Source organism: Sorangium aterium, assembly GCF_028368935.1.
Lineage (GTDB): Bacteria > Myxococcota_A > Polyangia > Polyangiales > Polyangiaceae > Sorangium > Sorangium atrum.
In genome coordinates, this window is record NZ_JAQNDK010000005.1 from 330,768 (window position 1) to 350,493 (window position 19,726).

14 protein-coding genes are annotated in these 19,726 nt (G+C 71.3%); 7 read left to right on the forward strand and 7 right to left on the reverse strand.

Annotated elements, in window-relative coordinates; all coding sequences use genetic code 11:
* Positions 1-99: 99 nt before the first annotated feature.
* Genes POL72_RS39525 through POL72_RS39535 form a run of 3 tightly spaced genes read left to right on the forward strand, consistent with a single transcriptional unit; the run spans position 100 to position 3,938 of the window.
* Complete coding sequence (locus POL72_RS39525) at positions 100-2,295, forward strand: putative metal-binding motif-containing protein (protein WP_272102032.1); 2,196 nt, start codon at positions 100-102, stop codon at positions 2,293-2,295.
* A gap of 60 nt (positions 2,296-2,355) precedes the next feature.
* Positions 2,356-3,288, forward strand: a complete 933-nt coding sequence (locus tag POL72_RS39530; RefSeq protein ID WP_272102033.1) for an ABC transporter permease — start codon at positions 2,356-2,358, stop codon at positions 3,286-3,288.
* Positions 3,285-3,938, forward strand: coding sequence for a hypothetical protein (locus tag POL72_RS39535; protein ID WP_272102034.1), 654 nt, complete (start codon positions 3,285-3,287; stop codon positions 3,936-3,938). Before POL72_RS39530 ends, POL72_RS39535 begins: the two co-directional genes overlap by 4 nt.
* A 131-nt stretch (positions 3,939-4,069) precedes the next feature.
* Here the strand turns inward: POL72_RS39535 and POL72_RS39540 are convergent, their stop codons facing one another.
* Positions 4,070-4,453, reverse strand: a complete 384-nt coding sequence (locus POL72_RS39540; RefSeq protein WP_272102035.1) for a nucleotidyl transferase AbiEii/AbiGii toxin family protein — start codon at positions 4,451-4,453, stop codon at positions 4,070-4,072.
* 63 nt (positions 4,454-4,516) lie between these two features.
* Positions 4,517-4,795, reverse strand: coding sequence for a hypothetical protein (locus tag POL72_RS39545; protein ID WP_272102036.1), 279 nt, complete (start codon positions 4,793-4,795; stop codon positions 4,517-4,519).
* Between POL72_RS39545 and POL72_RS39550 the strand changes: the two genes are divergently transcribed.
* A complete protein-coding gene (locus POL72_RS39550) occupies positions 4,788-5,015 on the forward strand; it encodes a hypothetical protein (RefSeq protein ID WP_272102037.1) in 228 nt (75 codons plus the stop codon). The genes POL72_RS39545 and POL72_RS39550 overlap by 8 nt on opposite strands.
* Before the next feature lie 8 nt (positions 5,016-5,023).
* Here the strand turns inward: POL72_RS39550 and POL72_RS39555 are convergent, their stop codons facing one another.
* Together POL72_RS39555 and POL72_RS39560 are read right to left on the reverse strand one after the other, a co-directional pair.
* Entirely contained in the window at positions 5,024-5,497 is a 474-nt protein-coding gene (locus POL72_RS39555; protein ID WP_272102038.1) for a hypothetical protein, read from the reverse strand.
* A gap of 115 nt (positions 5,498-5,612) precedes the next feature.
* On the reverse strand, positions 5,613-6,032 hold the full coding sequence (locus POL72_RS39560) for a hypothetical protein (RefSeq protein ID WP_272102039.1): 420 nt from the start codon (positions 6,030-6,032) through the stop codon (positions 5,613-5,615).
* A gap of 545 nt (positions 6,033-6,577) precedes the next feature.
* On the opposite strand from POL72_RS39560, the gene POL72_RS39565 reads away from it, so the two are divergent.
* Positions 6,578-8,290, forward strand: coding sequence for a caspase family protein (locus POL72_RS39565; RefSeq protein WP_272102040.1), 1,713 nt, complete (start codon positions 6,578-6,580; stop codon positions 8,288-8,290).
* Between the two features lie 18 nt (positions 8,291-8,308).
* Here the strand turns inward: POL72_RS39565 and POL72_RS39570 are convergent, their stop codons facing one another.
* Entirely contained in the window at positions 8,309-10,855 is a 2,547-nt protein-coding gene (locus POL72_RS39570; RefSeq protein ID WP_272102041.1) for a bifunctional serine/threonine-protein kinase/formylglycine-generating enzyme family protein, read from the reverse strand.
* 130 nt (positions 10,856-10,985) lie between these two features.
* Here POL72_RS39570 and POL72_RS39575 point away from each other — a divergent pair, with 130 nt between their 5' ends.
* Positions 10,986-12,467 carry a sigma 54-interacting transcriptional regulator gene (locus POL72_RS39575; RefSeq protein ID WP_272102042.1) on the forward strand — a complete coding sequence of 494 codons (1,482 nt, stop codon included), beginning with the start codon at positions 10,986-10,988 and terminating at the stop codon, positions 12,465-12,467.
* A gap of 404 nt (positions 12,468-12,871) precedes the next feature.
* Positions 12,872-13,756 (forward strand): zinc metalloprotease HtpX, encoded by an 885-nt coding sequence (locus POL72_RS39580; protein WP_272102043.1) that lies wholly within the window; start codon positions 12,872-12,874, stop codon positions 13,754-13,756.
* 42 nt (positions 13,757-13,798) lie between these two features.
* Here the strand turns inward: POL72_RS39580 and POL72_RS39585 are convergent, their stop codons facing one another.
* Entirely contained in the window at positions 13,799-15,619 is a 1,821-nt protein-coding gene (locus POL72_RS39585; protein WP_272102044.1) for a TolB family protein, read from the reverse strand.
* A 763-nt stretch (positions 15,620-16,382) separates the two neighbouring features.
* On the reverse strand, positions 16,383-19,520 hold the full coding sequence (locus POL72_RS39590; protein WP_272102045.1) for a hypothetical protein: 3,138 nt from the start codon (positions 19,518-19,520) through the stop codon (positions 16,383-16,385).
* Positions 19,521-19,726 lie beyond the last annotated feature (206 nt).

The following is a 19,726-nucleotide window of genomic DNA, read 5'->3' on the forward strand; positions in this document are numbered from 1 at the left end:
CGCGCCATGATGCCAGACGTGGCGGTGCCCTGCTACGCTCATTGCCGCTCACCTCGTTCGATGCGGACTCGCACTTCCTCCTTCTTGACGCCTTCCTCCTTGACGCGTCTCGCTCTCCTCTGGGGAGCGCTCGCTGCGGCGGCGCTCTCTGGCGCCGCCTGCGCCTCGAGCGCCCCGAGCCCCTTCCCCTCGGCCGCCGGTGGAGCGGGCGGCGAGGGAGGTGAAGGCGGCGCCGGCGGCGAGCAGGCTCCAGCGGACCCGACGCTGGGCGGCCCGTGCGTCGACGACGATCAGTGCGAGGACGGATTTCCCTGCACCTTCGATGCGTGCGACACCGCCCTCGGGCGGTGCCGTTTCACGCCGGACGACAGCGCCTGCCAGAACGACGTCTACTGCGACGGCGTCGAGCGCTGCAACCCGCGGCTCGGCTGCGTGCCCGGCGCGCCGATCGCGTGCGACGATCAGAGCACCTGCACGATCGACGCCTGCGACGAGGCGACCAAGGCGTGCAAGAGCGCGCCGCGCGACGCCGATCTCGACGGCGATCCCGACGAGCACTGCGGCGGGGGCGACTGCGACGACGCCGATCCCACGGTGTCGTCGGCGCAGCCCGAGGTCTGCGGCAACGATCGGGACGACGACTGCGACGGGCGCGCCGACGAGGCCGGCTGCGTGTCTCCGGAGCACGACACGTGCCTGGACGCGCTGGAGATCTCCGCGCCGGGCTCGTACGCGATGACGACGGCGGGCGCGGGCTTCCACTACGCGAGCTCGTGCGGCCTGCCCCGCCCTGCGAGCACGCACGACGTCGTGGCCGCGGTGATCTTGCCGCCGGGGCCGCCTGTCGACGTCGAGGTGACCGCGCGGACGGAGGCCCCCGACGAGGAGACGGAGGCCACGGACGTCGCCGTGACGCTCGCCGGCCAGTGCGGCGACGCCGCGACCGAGATCGCGTGCGGGGGGCCCCACGAGACGGCGGACGGCGGCAAGCTCGCGAAGCTCCGGGCCCGCGGCCTCGGCGATCCCGAGCGGGCCACGGTGCTGCCGCTCTACGTGACGACGAAGGTGGGCGCGCCGGTCGTCGTCGACGTGGCGTTCCTGCCGCCGACGCCGGCGCCGGAGAACGAGACGTGCGGCACGGCGGCGCCCCTCTCGCCGGGCGCGCCGGCGCTGGCGACGATCCTCGACGCCGCCCGGGATCTCGGGAGCGCGTGCGAGACCGGGCTCGGGGAGCTCGTGTACACGTTCGAGCTCGCCGAGCCCCAGGACGTCGACCTCTACGCGATCTCGACCGACGGCGACGGCGACCCCTCGCTCTCGCTGCGGAGCGCCGCGTGCGCGCTGCCGGAGGACGAGCTCGCCTGCCAGACGGCGGCGGCGCCGCACCTCTTCCGGCGCGCGCTGCCTGCGGGGGTGTACGCCGTCGCGGTCTCCGCGACGGCGCCGACCTCGGCGCTCGTCACGCTGGAGCTCTCGCCGCCGACCGAGCCGCCGCCGGACGAGCGGTGCGAAGAAGCGGCCGAGCTCGCGCCGAACCGGACGGTCTCCGTGTCGCTGCTCGGCCACCAGGACGACGTCGATCTCGGCTGCGGCCCGGCGGCCGTCGACGCTGTGTACGCGCTCGATCTGCCGATCGCGTCCGACGTGCTGCTCGTCGAGGAGCTGTCGGCCGGCGACTCCGGCGCGATCGCCCTGTCCGCGCCGGCGTGCGGCGGCGAAGGCGATCGGCTCGCGTGCGGCGTGGGCGAGGTCACGCCGCTCCGGAGCGCGCGGCGCAACGTCGCGCCGGGGTCGTACCGCGTCGTGGCCGAGGCGCAGCTCGGCCAGCCCGTGAGCGTGACGGCGTTCGTCCGGCCGGCGGTGCCGCCGACGCTGGTGCCGTTCTCCGACGCGTGCGCGGGGGCGCTGGAGATCCCGGAGAGCGGCGGCTTCTTCCAGGGCAACACGGCCAACGCCGCCGCGGACTTCAATGCCGGCTGCGACCGCGCCGGCACGGAGGAGGGGGGCGCCCGGGACCAGCTCCTCCGGCTCACGCTCACCGGGCGCAGGCGGGTCGTGCTCGACATGGCCGGATCGAGCTACGAGACGCTGCTCTCGGTCCGCCGCGGCCCGGGCTGTCCCGGGGTCGAAATGCCGCTTTCCTGCACGATCGGTACGGATCCGCAGCGGAGCTTCCTCGATCTCGTGCTCGATCCTGGCGTCTATTACCTCCAGATCGACGGCCACGCGCTCGCGCAAGGCCTGTGGTTCCTGGACGTGTGGGTCGTCGACCCCGGGGACGACGCCGGCCCCTGACCGCGGCTCCTGACCCGGGGCCCTTTCAAGCTCCCCCCGTCCCTTGCTAACGTCGCCCCGATGTTCGGCCGCATCTCTGCGATCGCCCTCAACACCTACCGGGAATCGCTTCGGGCGCGCATCCTCATCGGCCTCGCGGGCGTCGCCTTCGCGGTCGCGTTCTACTCGATCATCGTCGGCGCCTACACGCTCCGCAACGGGGCGCGGGTCGTCAGCGACCTCGGCGTCGCGTCGATCTCGGTCTTCAGCATCGCGGTCGCGGTCATCATCGGCGCGACGTCGCTGTACCGAGAGCTCGAGCAGAAGACGATCTTCCCGATCCTGGCCCGCCCGGTGCGCCGCGGCGAGCACCTCGTCGGCAAGTACCTCGGCACGTTGCTCACGCTCGCGGTGTTCATCCTGGCCGACGCCGGGCTCGTGCTGCAGATCAGCGCCGTGCTGGCCGGCCGCTCGCTGGCCCTCGTGGCGGGCGCCGGGGCCGCCTCGCTCGCGGCGCTCGGGGTCGTGGCGTGGCGCTCGCCGCTGGCGCGCACGTACGGGTTCATCCCCTGGGCGGCGGTCTTCCTCGTGCTCGGCGTGCTCTTCTCGGGCGGCGCGCCGACGGAGCGGCGCGTCGTGCTCGCGGGCAGCGCGCTCGCGTTCCTCGAGGTCGGCATCGTCGCCGCTGTGGCGACGCTGTTCTCGTCGTTCTCGACGCCGTTCCTGTCGTCGCTGCTCACGCTGGGCGTCTTCCTCATCGGGCGCAACGCCGACTCGCTCGCCCGGCTGCCGGTGAAGTACTTCGGCCCCCAGATCAGCGCCGCGGCGCACGCCTTCTCCAAGGTCGTCCCGAACCTTCAGATCTACGTGCCGCCGCGCCCGTTGCTCGCGGGTGAGGTCGCGGACGCGAACCTCCTCGTGTACCTGGGCTGGGCGGCGATCACGTGCGCCGGGTGGGCGCTCATTCTCCTTCTGGTGGCGGCGTTCGTCTTCAAGAGACGCGACTTTCTGTGAGGCTCTCTGTCGTGCTCGGCGCGCTGCGCGGCCTCGCGATCGCCGGCTTCCTCGTCGGCGCGGCGTCGCTGCGGGTGGTGGCCGCGGGCGAGCGGGAGATCGCGGAGAGCACGGACGCCCTGCGCGCCGGCGACGCGCACGCGGCGGCGCTCCACGCGCGGCGCGCGGCGGGCTGGTACGCCCCCGGGGCGCCGCACGTCCGCGTCGCGTACGAGCGGCTGATCGCGCTCGCGACGGCCGCGGAGGGCCTCGGTCAGGCCGACACGGCGCTCTTCGCGTGGCGCGCGGTGCGCACGGCCGCCCTGGAGACGCGGTGGCTCACGACGCCGCACGCGGAGGACCTCGATCTGGCCAACGCGGCCATCGCCCGCCTGTCGGCGGCCGCGCCGCGCCCGCCGGGCACCCGGACCGAGCCTGCCGCGGCGGTCGAGCGGCAGCACCTCGCGGCGCTCGCGCGCGACGAGGCGCCGCGGGTCGGCTGGGTCGTCGCGCTCGTCGGGGCGTTCGCGGCGTGGGTCGCGGGCGCCGTCTGGGTGGTGCGGCGCGCGGTCACGGTGACGGGGCAGTGGGTGTGGCCGCGGGCAGTGCCGGGGCTCGCTGTGTGCGCGGCGGGGGTCGCGGTGTGGCTCCTGGCGATCTGGCAGGCGTGAGGCGCGCTGGCGGCGGGCAGGTGTGAGGCGCGCGGGCGCTCATGCACCGCCCCTCGCCCAGCTCACGTCCTTCTTCCGTGCGTTGTTCGAGGTGGCTGCGGCGTGGTCGCTCGGCTGCGGAACAAGCACACTCAATCAAGCCGCTCAGACAGCTTGGGCAGCGGCAAGACTTCGACGTCGCGTGTCGCATGCTGTATGAGCAGCCCTTTCACGGCTTCCGGCAAGCTCGCAAGATCCCCGCCCTCGAAATAGGCGAGCGTCTTCCGTGCAATGAGCGGGTTGAACGCGGGTCCGAAGAGCGAGCGCGCCGACCCCAGGACCCGGTCGATCGCCACTCCCGCGCTGATGAGCGCCGCGATGTCGAGATAGTCCTTGGACTCGACGCGCTGGAGCAGCGCCTTCACCTTGGTCCCCGCCAGGTCCAGGATGGACGCCACTCGGATGATACCGTCTTCCGTCAGCGCCGGCTCCCCCACGCGCCCGAACTGTATCTCGCCGAAGAGCGACACCTTCACGCTCCCGCCGCCAGAGGGCTCGCTGGGCGGGAGGAAGGATGTCGAGCCGCGGTAGAAGGTGTGTCACGGCAGCGGTCGCTCGGGCAGGGGCGGCGGGCGCCGGCCAAAGAAGAGATGCCAGAAGTTCCAGGACTTCGGATCCATCACGCCCGGAGGTGCGTGCTCCAGCGCGTCCAGCAACGCTGGATCGCCCATCGCGCGCCGCAGGGTCGTCACGTCTTCCTCCGTTCCGAGGGCCATCACCTGGCAGAGGAAGTGATGCCGGCGAGCGAGGGTGACCTCAGGGGGCTGCCACCACACGTACCTGGCTGCAATCTCGCGGAGCGTGGCCTCGGTGCTCACAAGGAAATTCTACACGTCTCCAGGCGCCTGGGCCACCGCTCGCAGCGCCCGGGTCGTCGCGCTCGTCGGGGCGTTCGCGGCGTGGGTCGCGGGCGCCGTCTGGGTGGTGCGGCGCGCGGTCACGGTGACGGGGCAGTGGGTGTGGCCGCGGGCGGCGCCGGGGCTCGCTGTGTGCGCGGCGGGGGTCGCGGTGTGGCTCCTGGCGATCTGGCAGGCCTGATCGCTGGCCTACCCACCTCGTGGCCACCATCCATTGGGACAGTCCTCGTCGGCGTCAGCGGCCTTCAATCGAAGGACACACCCGCACGTCGAGCGCCCCTGCTCCCTGTGGACCTCGAGCAGCTTGCCGCACGTGTAGACGTCGTCCCCGCGCATGACCGCGAGGCCGCCGGGGCACGCGCGGCACACCGCCAGTCTCGCCTCGACCGCTTGGCGCGGCAACAGGCCCACCCCCAGCGACGTCCTCAACGCCGACAGGGCTCCGTGCGCCGCGGCCCGACCGCGCTCGATCGCCCGCGCGAACCGGCTCACCTCGACGTCCGTGTCCCACGGAATGCCGTGCGGGCACTCGAAATCGGCGGTGCCCCCCGGCACCTCGAAGTCTTGCAGGACGAGCAGGCGGAATTTGCGCCCCATCTCCGGATCGCGGCAGATGCGGCAGTGCCCTCCAGACTGGCATGCTTCCGTATCGGCGTATCTCATGGAACGTCCTCCGCGCTGGCTTCGAACGGGGGCGGAGGACGAGGGACCGGGGCGCTGTCGCGCTCTCCGGTCCTCGCCCTCCTCGCTCGTGCCGCCCGGCCCCCCGGGCGGAGCGTCAGACGTTGTCCTTGAGGCCGATCGTGATCGAGTCCTGTTTGCCGGGCAAGAAGATCAGATCGACCTTGACCGCCCCGTCCTTGTGCCCGTCGCCCTGCTGGAAATGATCGTGCGGGATCGCGATCGTCGTGGTGGACAGCGTGTACCGCGGATCCGGCACGTCGCCTCGCATGACCGTGAAGCTCAGCTCGAAGTACCCCGTGTCGGTGGCGCACAGGTCGCCGCCGGTCGACGTGTTCTTGTCCTCGATGTACCCGCCGTGGCTCTCGCCGTGCGGGAGCCGGACGTTGAAGGCGTCGATGCCCGGCGCGCCGTAGCCGTTGGGGCTCTGCGGGTAGATGCAGTGCTTCCGCACCACCGCCACCTGGATGTCGTAGGGAGAGAAGTTGTTGACCGTCATGTTGGCGCCCTGTCCCATGGTGATCTCCTCGTGGTTGATGATTGAACCCGACTTGCCGGCTCACGTTCGCTTCGTGTCGATTTGCCGTGAGAGGCGGCGAGCCGCGGTGAGTGTCACTTGCGTTGATTGCGTCGCTTAGGTCGATTGCAGCAGCCGTGCCAGCGCGCTCACGGGGGCGGAGCGCTGGTTCTCGGCTGCTCTTCGCGGCCGCCGCGAGCGCTGCTGTCGCGCGCGGCGCGCGCGCCTCGACGACCCCGCCGTGCGCCATAGCCGTCCGCACAGCGTGCGCCACGGTGGCCGCACAGCGTGCGCCACAGCTGTGCGCACGGTCGATCCTCGCGCGCCGGCCCATGAGGTCGGGCGCCCGGAACCCGGAAGAGGACAAGGCGACAGCACGAGGAGCAACGGGCGGCATGGGGATTGCCCTGCGACGGACGATGGGCGATGGCGGATGACGAGCGCGAAAGCCGGCGCGTCGCTGCACGATGGTCGCGCTGCCCGGGGCGCGGGAGCGCTCCTCGCCCGCGGACCACGCAGCGCATCCAACCCCCATGGAGAACCCCATGATCGAGAAGGACACCGCAGTTCACCCGGGTCTTCCGGACGCCGTGAAGCCCGCGCTCGCCGCCGCCAGGGAGGTTGTGTCGAGGCTCCGCGGCGGCGCCCTGCTGGTCGGCGTCGAGGACTACAAGGCGCACGACGCGACGGGCGGCAAGGACCTGCTGGCGGGGCGCAACGACGTGCTCGCCTACTGGAAGGTGTGTCGCCGGCTAGGCTTCACGCACATCCGGGTGCTCACGAGCCCGGCGCTCACAGAAGACGAGATCGTCCGGGCCGAGCTGGAGCTGGTCCCCGAGCTCTCGCCCGGTGAGACCGAGGATCAGGTCAAAGCCCGTGTCAGGCGGTGGCTGGCGAACGAGGAGGCGACAGCGCGCGCCGAGATCCGGGGCGAGACAGCGGACGAGGTCGCGGACGCCGTCGCGCGATGGCTGGAGAGCGTGCGGCAAGAGCCGGACGCGCTGAGCGTGGTCCTGCGGGAGGCCACCTCGTCGGAGCTGAAGGAGGGCGCCCGCTGGCTGGCCAGGGGGCTCATCATCCGGTTGAAGCTGTCGTGGGGCGACTTTCAGGTCGACGAGGCGTGGATGACGTTGCCGGGGATCATGACGTATTCCGGGCACGGCGCGCAGGTGGAGGGCGACCTCGCCCTCTGCCCGACCGACACCGGCCCCGGCCTCGAGAACGCCGTACCTTTCACGGACCTGCGCGGGATCTTCGACGAAGACGACGGCGCCGCTTTCGGCAAGCGCTCTACCGATAACCTCACCGTCATCCTCGACTGTTGCTTCGCGGCCGCGAGCGACCCGACCGGCAAGGCCGAGCGGGCGGCCACCCTCACGCAGGCGGGGTCGGCCTCGGCGAACGCGCCTCGGGCGAACAAGGAGATCGGGAGCCGGGTGTTCTGCGCGTCGAGCCGCGACGAGCCGTCGTACCAGGCCATGCTCGGCGGGCACTGGCACGGCGCGTTCACGTGGGCGATCACCGTGGCGCTGGAGCAGTGGAAGATCAAAGAAGACGGCCAGTTCAGGCGAAGCACGATGTCGCACACCGAGCTCCTCTTCCGGTCGAGGATGCTGCTCCAGGCGCTGTCGTTCCGGCAGCACCCGATCCTCGTGGACGAGCTGGGGAGCCTGCCGGTGTTTCACCATGGGCCGCCTGACGGCGCAGCGACGAGCGCGCGACCCGACGCGGCGCGGACGGGCGGACAGCTCGACCCTTCGGTCAAGCTCGCCAACAGCTACGTCGAATATGTGATGAAGGACAAGATAACGAAGGCCGTGCTGGCGAAGGTCCTCGTCACGAATACCTCTGTCCAGGACAACTGGACTCCAAACGCCGAGCACTGGAACATCACGGGCGCCAGGCTCGATTCAACGGCGTACACCGGGGGGATCGAGGTGACCAGGACGGAGAAGCTCTGGGCCAATGGGCCTTCCTTCCCGATGAGCGACGTGAGCTTCAGATGCGCCGTGTATCCGGCCTGGTCGCTGCCCTCTGTTCGAACTGCCACTTTTCACGTCTTCCGCAGCCAAGGGGGCTGGGTGTGCGGCTTCAGGATCGATGTGACAAAGCTCAATGGTACGTGGTCCGGAAGGATCTCGTGGGCCAAGCCGCCGACCGATAGCAACATGGTGTTCAAGGTGGTCGGTGACACGCTGCCCATGCATTTCCAAGATTCGTCGTTGTCGGTCTGGTCCACGTCTGTATCTGGACCCTGAGATCTCCTCCCCGCCTCGTCACGCGAAAGGCGCGCGCCGCACCACCCGCAGCCCCACCACGGGCCGGCGGACATGGGGACGGCCGCCGAAGCGAGCAGCGGCGCGGCTGTACATCATCGTGCTGGCCCACGCGCCGCCCTTGATGACCATGAAATCCGGCTCGTCCGGCGCCGCAGCGTCCGGCCGGAGCCGGTCTCCTTCGACGGCGGGCCCCTCGTGTTTCCACACGTTGTTGCACCAGTCCCGCGTGTTCCCGGCGAGGCCTCGCACCCCGTACGGGCTCTCGTCGAACGGGTGGCCGTTCACGCCTTCACGCGCCGGTTCTCCCGCGGTCGCGTCGACGACACACGCGAACGTCGGATCGACGTGATTGCCCCACGGCAAGAAGCGACCATCGACGCCGCGCGCGGCCTTCTCACGCTCGAGCTCGTTGGGCAGCCGCCACGGCAAGCCGGTCCGCTCGCACAGCCAGCGCGCGTAGGCCGCCGACGCATTCCAGTCCACGAGGACCACCGGCCAGTCCAGCCGCCAGGACAACCCCTCGCGATCCGGAGGCAGCCCGAAGAGACCCCGCTCGTCCCGGAGCAATGCCAGCTCATCACCTCCCTCCGCGAGGCCGAGCTGCGCCCTGGGGCAGGCGGCGAGCGCCTCCGCCTCGCGTCCGGTCGCGACCAGATCGTTCAGAAAGGCGATGTATTCGCCCGTGGTCACCGGGAACCGGCGCATCACGAGCGCGTCGACCCAGACCCGGCGGCGCGGCAAGCTGTCGGGGGTGACCGCATCCCCGCCGATCCAGCACCACCCCGCCGGCACGTACACGTCGTCCGCCCCGAGCTCCCCCTCCCGCGGCAGGATGATCGGATACGGCCTCTCCTCCCCCGGAGCCCTGCCGTCCCAGTGCTCGTCCCGCCCGATCAGCACCGGATATCGGACCTCCGCCCGCCCCGCCGCGCGGAGCCGCAGCAGATAACTCCCCCGCTTCAACGGCACCTCCAGAAGCGGAGTCGGCCCGAGCACCCCCTCGCGCACCGGCACGAGCCGCCGGTCCTCCAGCACAAACCGCTCGACCATCACCTCCGCGCCCGGCGGGTCCGTCACCACCGTCACCGCCCCGTCCCCCCGCAAGAACGCGGCGTTCCGGCCCCGATCGTGGACGCGCAACATCTCCTCGGCGCGCGCCGCGTCCTCGTCTCGATGCGAGAGCTCCGCCTCGATCAGGCGCGCCCGGTGGTGATCCGCGAGCATCGCGCGCGCCTCGGAGAGGTCGGGATCCAGGCTCAACGCGCCTTGCACCGCCTCCAACCACCGCGTCTCGAGCAGCGCCGCGGCTCTGCCCGCTCGCCGAGCCTCGTCCTCCAGCTCCCACGCGGGGCGCTTCTTCTCGACCGGATCGAACGGCCTGAGCTCGCTCTGGACCGCCCGCGCCCGCGCCTCCGCCGCCGCCGCCTGCGCGCGCAGCGCCGCGATCTCCGGCTCGAACGCCCGCGCGTGCTCCAGCGCCGCGAGCGCCTGCTCCCGCCGCCGCACGCCGTCCAGCCACGCCACGACGTCGCGGGCCATCGCCTCCGCGCTCTCGTAGCGTCGCTCGATCTCGGGGCGCATCGCGCGCTCCACGATCGCAGCGAGCTCGGCCGGCACGGCAGGCCCGCCGGCGGCGGCGTCGCTCACGGGCACGGGCGGGCCCGCGAGGAGCGCTGACAGCACCTCCCTGGCGTGGTCGCCCCGATAAGGGGGCCGCCCGGCGAGCAGGCAATAAAGGACAGCGCCGAGCGAATAGACATCGCTGGCGGGGCCGTGCAATCGAGTGTCCCCGCGGGCCTGCTCCGGCGGCATGTACGCGGGCGTGCCGACGATATCTCCATGACGCGTCAGCCCGGCCGAGCCCGCGTCGTCCGGCGGGCCGCTGATCCCGCCTTCGGCCGCGTCCGCGAAGCCCACCCGCCGCGCGAGGCCCCAGTCCATCACCAGCACCTCGCCGAACTCGCCGGCCATGAGGTTATCCGGCTTGAGATCGCGGTGCACGACGCCGCGGCTGTGCGCGTAGGCCATCGCCTGAGCGATGCGCGCGAACGCGTCGACCACGCGCCGGAACGTCCAGCCCGAGGGCGCGGCGCGAAAGCCCGCGGGGCTCGCGCTCGCGTGGAGCTCGGTGATGAGGTCTTGCAGCGTGCGGCCGCGCACCTCTTTCATCGTGAACCACAGCCGCCCGTCCGGGAGCTCGCCGCGATCATAGAGAGCGACGATCCCAGGGTGCTGGAGCTGCGCTGTGATCTGCGCCTCGACGAGGAAGCGGCGGCGCAGGTGAGGCTCACCCGCGTGCTCGGCGCGCAAGAGCTTCATCGCGACGACGCGATCCAGCACGGTGTCGCGCGCGCGCCGCACCTCGCCGAACGAGCCGCCCGCGATCGGACCGAGGTCCTCGTAGCGACCGGGGAGGCCCGCCTGGATCGAGGCCTCCGTCCGCCCGGGCGAGCCTGTCCGGACGACGCCGCTGCCGTCCGCGGCGAGCGTGTCCTCCTGAGGACCGCGCGCGTCCTGGGTCGCCTCGTGGTGGCCGGCCTTCATGAGCGTCCCTGCGGGCCTGGCAGACTAGCAGCTGCGCTCGGCGCCGGACACACGGGCGAGCTCGGGGGGATGTACTTTCCCTCCCGTCGGGTTACCTTGGCGAGCGGACCGGCGCACGGAGCCACGTTGCATGGCCGCTTCAGCCTCCACCCTCGACCTCGGCAGCTCGCAGACGGCCTCGACCGAGCGATCCCAGGGTGAAACAACAGCGCTGATGATCGCCTGGGCCGCCTCCGAGCCGCACCGGATAGGCGAGCTGGCGTTCTTCGAGTCCGAAGGGGGAGCGCAGATCCTCGGCCGCGGCGGGCCTCGGGACGGCTCCGGCGTCGAACGAACGGTCTTTTATCGCCAGCGGCCCGGCTGCGTCGAGCGCACTGCCGATCTCGCCGGCCCCGGCCTGTCGAGGGAGCAGCTCCGCGTTCGTCCGGAGGGGAGCCGGCTGCGGATCGAGCGGATCGGACGATGCGCGATGGAGGTCCGCGGCGAGCGCGTGGATCGGTGTGTCCTGGAGCCCGGGGACACGCTCCTGCTCAAGGGCCAGCTCCTGCTCTTTTGCACGCGCCGCCCCCGGAAGCTCGCCCCGCTCACCAGCGCGAAGCTCGCCGATGCGCCCGTGTTCGGCGCGCCGGACAGCCACGGGATCGTGGGCGAGTGCCCCGCTGTCTGGCGCCTCCGCGATCGCATCGCGTGGATGGCGACGGCCGACGAGCACACGCTGCTGCTCGGCGGGAGCGGCTCCGGCAAGGAGCTCGCCGCGCGCGCGGTGCACGCGCTGTCGGCCAGAGCGAGGGGGCCTTTCATCGCCCGCAACGCGGCGACGATCCCGGCGAGCCTCATCGACGCGGAGCTCTTCGGGAACGTGAAGGGGTATCCGAACCCCGGGATGCCGGAGCGGCCGGGCCTCATCGGCGCGGCGAACGGAGGCACGCTGTTCCTCGACGAGATAGGCGAGCTCCCAGAGGGCCTTCAGGCGAACCTGCTCCGCGTCCTCGACGAGGGCGGCGAATATCACTGTCTCGGCGCGGCGGTCGCGAAGCGCTCCCATTTCCGCCTGATCGGCGCGACCAACCGCGACCCGGCGGCGTTGAAGCACGACGTCGGCGCCCGCCTCGTGCTGCGCCTCGAGGTCCCGGGGCTCGACGAGCGGCGCGACGATATCCCCTTCCTGGCGCGGCACCTGCTCCGGCGCGCGGCCGCGAAGAGCCCCGACGCGGTACGGCGCTTCCTGACGGCGAGGGGCGACGGGGATCCGGAGCCCGCGGTCGGCGCGACCCTGATCGATCACCTGATGCGGCGCCGGTACACGACGAACCTCCGGGAGCTCGATGCCCTCCTGTGGCGCGCGATGTCGACGAGCCAGGGCAGCGAGATCGAGTGGTCGGAGAGCTCACCTTCCGTCGCTGCTCCACCGCCGGCGGCGATCGAGGCGTCGGACTCGCCGGCAGGCGCGGCAGAGCCGCCCCCCGAGATCCCGGATCCGTCCGCCGATCGTGTGCGGGCGAGCCTGGAGGAGCATGGGGGGAACATCACGCGCGCCGCGCAGGCGCTCGGGCTGTCGAGCCGCTACGTGCTCTATCGCCTGATGCGAAAATACGGACTCAGCGCGGAATAAACAGCGAAGAGGTCTGCGCTTGTCGCCTGCGGCGCTCGCCGGGGCGTTCGTGGCGTGGGTCGCCGGCGCGAGCTGGGTTGTGCCGCGCGGTCACGGTGACAGACCGTCAGGTGTGGTCGCGAGACGTGTCGGGGCGCGCGGCCCGCGCGGCGGGGCCGCGGTGGGGCCGCTGGCGATCTGGCAAGCTGAGGCGCGCCGCGAGAGCATCCCCCGGCAGGGGAGAAATGGGTCGCTGGGGCGAAATGGGGCGGGCCGGCCGGGGCAGCGAATCCACACGAGGGAATCCAGCGGACCCGCCGCCTGCTGATCGGAGGGCGCACGGTATTGCAATGCGACGCGCGCGACACATCGATCCCGGGGGAGCGGCTCTTGCAGCGCTCCGCTTCGAGGAGGATACGAAGTTCATGAAGAATCAGATCAAGACGATCCTGTTGCTCGGCGTCATGTCGGCAATCCTGGTGTCCATCGGCGGGGCGCTGGGGCCCGGGTACCTCGTCTTGTTCGGCGTGCTCGCGCTCGCGATGAACCTGGGTGCGTATTTCATGTCCGACCGCATTGTGCTCGCGGTGCACCGGGCCGCCGAGGTCTCGCCCATCGAGGCCCCGGGGCTGCACCGGATGGTGGAGGAGCTCTCGAGCCGGGCGGGGATCCCGAAGCCCCGCGTCTATGTCATCCCGGACGCGCAGCCGAACGCCTTCGCCACGGGGCGCAACCCGGAGCACGGCGTCGTGGCGGTGACCGAGGGCATCATGCAGCTCCTGAGCGAGCGTGAGCTGCGCGGCGTGCTGGCGCACGAGATCGCGCACATCAAGAACCGCGACATCCTGGTATCGACGATCGCGGCGGCGTTCGCCTCGGGCATCACGTGGGTGGCCCACGCCGTGAGCTTCGCCGGGATATTCGGCGGATCGTCGGACGACGAGGACGGCGCGAGCCCGCTCGGCGGGCTGGCCCTCGCGATCGTGGCGCCGATCGCGGCGACCCTCGTGCAGCTCGGCATCTCGCGGTCGCGCGAGTACATGGCGGACGAGCTCGGCGCCAAGCTGTCCGGGGACCCGGAGGCGCTCGCCAGCGCGCTGTCCAAGCTGGAGCACGGCGTGGCGCTCGTGCCCCCCGAGGCGGCGCGCCCGGCGACGGCCAGCCTCTTCATCGTCAACCCGCTCGCCGGGGCCGGCTCGGTGCTGAAGTGGTTCTCGACGCACCCGACGACCGAGGAGCGCGTGAGCCGGCTGCTCTCGATGGCGTCGAGCGGCCGGGCGGCGCGGGGCTTTTCGAGCGTGATGGCCTGACGGCGGGCGCTGCCCTCTCGGCGCCCATGCGCGGCGGCGCGACTACCTGATCGCTGCGATGCAGGTGTACGTCACGCCATCGTCGGATGTGTCGCAGTAAGAGCCGGTCTGGCAACAGTCGTTCACGGGATCGCAGAGATCATCAACGTCGAGGATCGTCGAGCATACGGGCTCAGTCGGATTTCCCCCCGCGCCCCCCGTCCCCGCGCCGCCTGTGCCGCCGCCGCTCCCGCCCGCGCCGCCGCTGTCCTCGTTGATGTCGAGGGTCCAGTAGGCGCGGTGGTTGTTCTCGTCGAGACCCTGGAACGGCACGCGGAACGCCGGGTAGCTCGGGTCCTGGCCTGCAGCAGCCTTCTGGACATCGATGGCGGCCACCCAGATCTGCTGGGTCCCCTCGGGGCGCACGACGCCGTACTCCCGCTTCGTGTTGAAGGCGATCCAGTTGAGATCGCCTGGCGGCGCCCACGTAGGCTGGCTGTTCTGATACTGCCCGTCGGTCATCCGGTTCGATGTGACGCGGTTCGCGTTGAGGAGCTCCACCGGCTGGCCGCCGCTCGCGCCGAGGACCATGAGCTGGGCCGTGTTGTCACCGTGGCCGCCCTTCCCCCGCGAGAACGCGATCCATGCCGCATCCGGAGAGAAGCTCGGGAAGAGGTCGCTCTTCTTGGCGGGCGGCGCGAGCAGGACCGATGCCTGCCCCCAGACGCCATTGCTGTACGGAATATGCGCGAGCGATGAGCCGCCGGGAGCATCGCCGTCGCCCGTGGCGAAGACGACCTCCGTCCCGAGGGGGGACCAGTCCGGATGCGTCCCCTTCAGCGCGCCGGTCGGGAGATCGTTGACATAGGCGCCGGTCTCCCGCTCGACCATCCACATGGCTCCCTTCGACGCGGCGACGACCCGCGCGTCGTCGGGCGAGATCGTCGCAAAGACGTGGCCGTCCGTGTCCTTCACGCTCTTGACGAGCGGGTCGGGCGGCGCGTCCGGCGTCACCGCGAGGATCCACAGGCTGTTCCCGGAGTTGGCGGACACCGGAGCTGCCATGTACTTGCCATCGCGCGAGACCACGTGGCATGCGACGCATTTCACCTTGTCGCCGTCGGAGTACGTCGTCGGGGGCTTGCCCACGATGTAGTCCTCCGGAGTCTGGCGAGAGATCTTCCCCCGCCGCACTCCGGCAGAGGTCGTCGACCAATAGAAGATCGCGCCTTTCACGTCCTGCCTGGAGAAGCCTATCTCGATGGCGGCCGAGCGGCGCACGGTGGCTGGCGTCGTCGAGGTATCGAGCGCGTCGACCGTCCAGGTCGCGGTCCCGCCGGCATTGGAGCCAGCGATGTAGTTCCAGGTCGTCTCGTCCACCTCCCAGCACCCGGCGGCGGGGTTGGCCTGCTCGCAGAGGCCGTGCGCGCCGTCCGTGAAGATGGTGACCGTGGAGCTCGCGCCCGTGAATACGAGCCGGAACTCCGTGAACCCTTGGCTCCGCCACTGGAACAGCGTGCGGTAGACGTTCCGCGGAAAGCGCGTTTGATCGCTCGGGTAAACGATGCTCGGCGCAGGAGCGCCCGTGACCGGGGTCCCCGCCCAGGCGCCTTGATCGCTCGGCGTGCCGAGGACCGTGCTCAGGTGGAGCACGACGGTCGTCTCTCCCATCACGCATCCATCGCTCGCAGTGACTCGCACCGTGCCGCCCGCTGAGGCGAAAGGCGCCAGGACACCGCCCGCGATCGTCCCCGGAGGCGTGTCGTCGCCGCGCGTCGCTGACCAGAGGAGCGCCCCCGGCTCGAGCGCCCTCGTGGTGCCGTCGGAGAGCGTCCCGGTGGCCGTGAACGTGATCGGCGCAGCGGAGTGGCCATCGATCTCCACCGTGGAGTCGTCAGGCGACAGAGCGATGGACTGCAGCCCTGGGACGCACATTACGTGTCCGCCACCTGCGCTGCCTGTGCTACCTGCGCTACCTGCGCCACCTCCGCCATCTGCACCGCCTGTGCTGCCTGGAACGACACCTGTGCTGCCCGCAGGCGTCCCCTCCGCCTCGGTGTCGCTCCCGCACGAGCAGCCCCCCATACAGAACGCGAGCAAGACCGGAAACAGCGAGAACCGCATCGGCGCCCTCCCACGGGGATCAGCGAGACCCCCTTTCCGACAGGCTACATCGGGCATTGCACGCGAGTAAAGCGAGCGCCGAGCGTCAACTCACTGGCTGTGAATCGTATTACTGGTTTGCTCGTTAGCCCGTATTTGCCCATCATGGAGCCGTCCGCGCTGGCCCTCACCACCATTCGCTGTGGGTGGCTCGGCGCTGAAGTGGTTCTCCGCGCACCCGGCGACCGAGGAGCGCGTGAGCCGGCTGCTCTCGATGGCGTCGAGCGGCTGGACGGCGCGGGCTTCTTCGAGCTCGATGGCCTGACGGCGTGCAGCGGCCCGCCGGCCCATCACGGCTTCTGGCGAGGTCCTTCGGTCACCACAGAGGGGAAAGGAAAGAGACGAGAAAAAGCAAAACGATTGGAGGAGTTCAACCGCGATTCGTCACGCTTGCTGCCCGTGACGGAGGAGATTGGATGCGATTCCCCCTCCTGGAAGAGCGACGCTAGCTCGAACGCTCACCCACGCATCGAGGGGACCGCCTTCACTCGCCAGACTGCGGATCTTCGTCGTCGCTGTCGCTGTCCTCGCCGTCCTCGTCGTCGCCAGCGCCGTCCTCGTCGTCCTCGTCCTGCTCGGGGGGCTTCGGCGCGAGCGCCACGCGCGGGTAGTGCTCGCCGGAGGTGTCACGGCGCCCGGCCTCCCAGGCGTCCTCGAGGTTGACGAGCTCATACCAGCCAAGGCGATTCACGGCCTCGAAGAAGAACCTGCCGTCAGCGCTCGGCTCGAAGCTGAGGGGCTCCGGCTCGAGCTCGGCGAGCGTGCGGACGCCGTCGTCGTAGACGCCCCAGATGCGGATGGGCTTGCCTTCGGAGGCCTCCAGCACGGCCACGCGGCCCCCGGCGGCGCTCTCCACGACGCGTAGATCCAGGTCGCCGCGCGCCTCCAGCCTGGACGCGCCGCCGCTGACCGAGAAGATCCAGGTCTCCGACGAGGTGCCGACGATCACCCGCCCGGAGGCGAGCGCCTCGAGCGTGTAGACCTCGTCCTCGCTGTCCTCCTTGCTGAAGTCGTGCACGAGGACCGGCTTTCCGTGCGGGAGGTCGACCCACCAGAGCTTGGCGTCGCCGTCGGTCGCCACGAGCGCGGCGCTCCGATCCGCGTTCACAAGGCCCGTCGACGAGGGGGAGCTCGCCTTCACCGCGGTCTCGATGAGCTCCCCGTCCTTCAGCACGGCGAAGACGAAGGAGCGCCGGGCTTCCTTCTTCCACCCGATGTACACGTCGGCGGGGCGGTAGCGCTCGATCTCCCGCGCGCCCGCTCCGAAACGCGCGCGCACGTCCTTCGGGATGTCCTCCTCGTCCTCCGGCAGCGGGCGCTGCTTGCCCAGGTAACGCAGGCCGACGCGGCCCGGGGCGGGCTCGATGGCGTACTCCTCGGGCGCCCTCTTCGGGCCCGACTCGGGCGCCTCGTCGTCGTCCTCGTCCTCCTCGGACGGCGTGTACACGGCGACCTCGGGGAACGCGTCGGGGTTCGTGGCGAGCCGCTCGAGCAGCGTGTCGAGGCCGAGCAGCTCGTAGGTGTCGCCGATGTGATCCATGAAGGCCCGGCCCTCGGCGATCCGGACCTCACCCACGGAGGCCTTCACGCGGCCCACGCGGCGCAGCTTGCTCCCGTCGAAGCCGACGATGGTCAGCCCGTCCTCGGAGTCCTCGCCCTCGTAGCTCTTGACGAGGAGCAGCCGGCCGCCGAGGGCGGGGGTCAGGCCGTAACCGCCCACGCCCCAGCGCTGCTCGAGGACGGCGCCCTCTCCCTCGCGGCGGTAGACGTCGAGCGACTCGCCCGTGGAGAGGAGGATGCGGTCCTCCGGGCCGTAGGCGATGTCGGAGATCGACGCCTCGTGCTCGAAGAGGCGGCGCAGCTTGCCGTCCGCGAAGGAGAGCTCGGCGACGAGCTTGTAGTCGAACCCGTACAGCACGGCGCCGCCGTCCTCCCGCGCCGCGATGTAACCGTGGGGGCTGGGCAGCGCCTCGCCCTCGGCGCGCTTCAGCTCACCGCCCTCGATCCAGGCGGCCGTCACCGGCTTGCGCCGGAGCTTCGCGATGCCGTAAACGCGGCCGCCGGGCGCGACCGAGACACAGGAGGTCGACCCGAACAGCTCGCGCTGCGCGCGCTCGATCTCGGGCTCCGGGGGCACCTCGCGCGACCTCCGCTGCTCCACGCGGAGCGCGCCCTCCAGCACCTCTGGCCGGTCGCCCTCTTCCTCATCGCCCTCGCCGGACGTGCTCTCGCCCTCGTCGTCGCCCTCGCCGGACGCGCTCTCGTCTTCGTCCTCGTTGCCGGGTTCGTGCTTCTTCAGCTCGGGGAAGGACTCCGGCTGCGCGGCGAAGCGCGCGGCGAGCTCCTCCAGGCCGCGCAGCACGTAGCCGTCGTCGCCGTCGATCACGACGACGCGGGCGCCGTCGATCACGATCTCGCCGACCGCGATGCGCACGCGCGCCAGCCGGCGCACCGTGGATCCGTCGTAGCCGAGGAGGGTGACGCCATCCGCGCTCTCGTCCTCGTCGTCGAAGCACTTCAAGAGGAGCAGGCGTCCGCCGAAGACCGAGCGCATCCCGTAGCTGTCGAGGTCCCAGCGCCCCTCGAGCGCGACGCCCGAGCCCTCCCGGCGGTAGACCTCGATCGTGTCGCTCGCGACCAGCACCCGGTCGTCCGGGCCGTAGGCGACGTCGGAGAAGGGCTCGCCGTGCTCCAGGAGGCGCCGCACGGAGCCCGCCGCAAATACGACCTCCCATACGGCCTCCGAGTCCTCCCCGATCAGCGCCGCGCCGCCGTCGTCGCGCGCGGCGAGGGAGATGCCGTGCGTGGTGGCGAGCGGATCGCCCTGAGCGGTGCGGAGCTCGCCGTCCTGGATCCACGCGGCGACGGGCGGCTTTCGCTTCGGCTTGGAGACACCGAAGACGAGGCCGTTCGGCGCGATCAGCCACTCGCTGCTCTGCCCGAAGAGCTTCAGTTGCTCGTCGGAGGGCTCGGGCGCCGTGTAGCCCGGCACGCGCTCCAGCCGGAGCCCGCCGGAGATGACCCTGGGCTTGTCGTCGTCGTCGCCGGTCTCCGCCTCGTCCGCCTCGTCCGTGTCGTGGTCGTCGCCCGCCGCGCGCTCCTCCTCGGGGGCCGCGGCGCGCGCCGCCTCGCGCGCGGCTTCGACCTCCGGATCCACCGAGCACGCGGCCTCGAAGCGCTGGCTTCCGCCGAAGCGGGGCAGCTCTACGGGCCACCTCGGGCCCGCCGGGGGCTCGGGTCGTTGCTCGGCGGACCAGGCGTCCCAGTCGCTGTCGGCCTCGATCGCCTCGGCCAGGGAGGCCACCTCGATCGGGTGCGCGCCGTGCACCGCAGTGAGGGCCCGCTGGACCGCGCGCGCCATGTCGGCGATGCAGGCCTTGCTCCACCCGGCCGGCCGCGCCCGCACGAGCGCCCAGCGATCGGCCCACTGGAACGGCTCGCAGTGCTCCACCGCGCGCGCGTCGAGCGCCCGCTCCCACGCCTCACCGACGGCGCGCCGCGCGGCCGCGTCCGGGGGCGCCACGAAGCAGAGCTCATAGGAGAACAGGTCCCCTTCGAGATCGAACCAGTCGCTCGGCGCTGCCCCGAAGAACGCGAACGGATAGGGCTGAGATCCCGGCATGGGGGCGAACGGTACAGCAGCTTCTGGCGAGCGTGCAGGTCCAGACGCCCGACGGCCCGGCGAGGCGCCGGAGGCGCTGCTCATCGCCCCCGGTGGGCTTATCGGCCCCGCGAAGCGGAGTGCATGGACGTGGCTTCACGTCTCTTTGGGAGTCGCCGTTTCGTGATCCATCGAGGTCGCCCGGATGGAATCCTCTTCAACTCGAT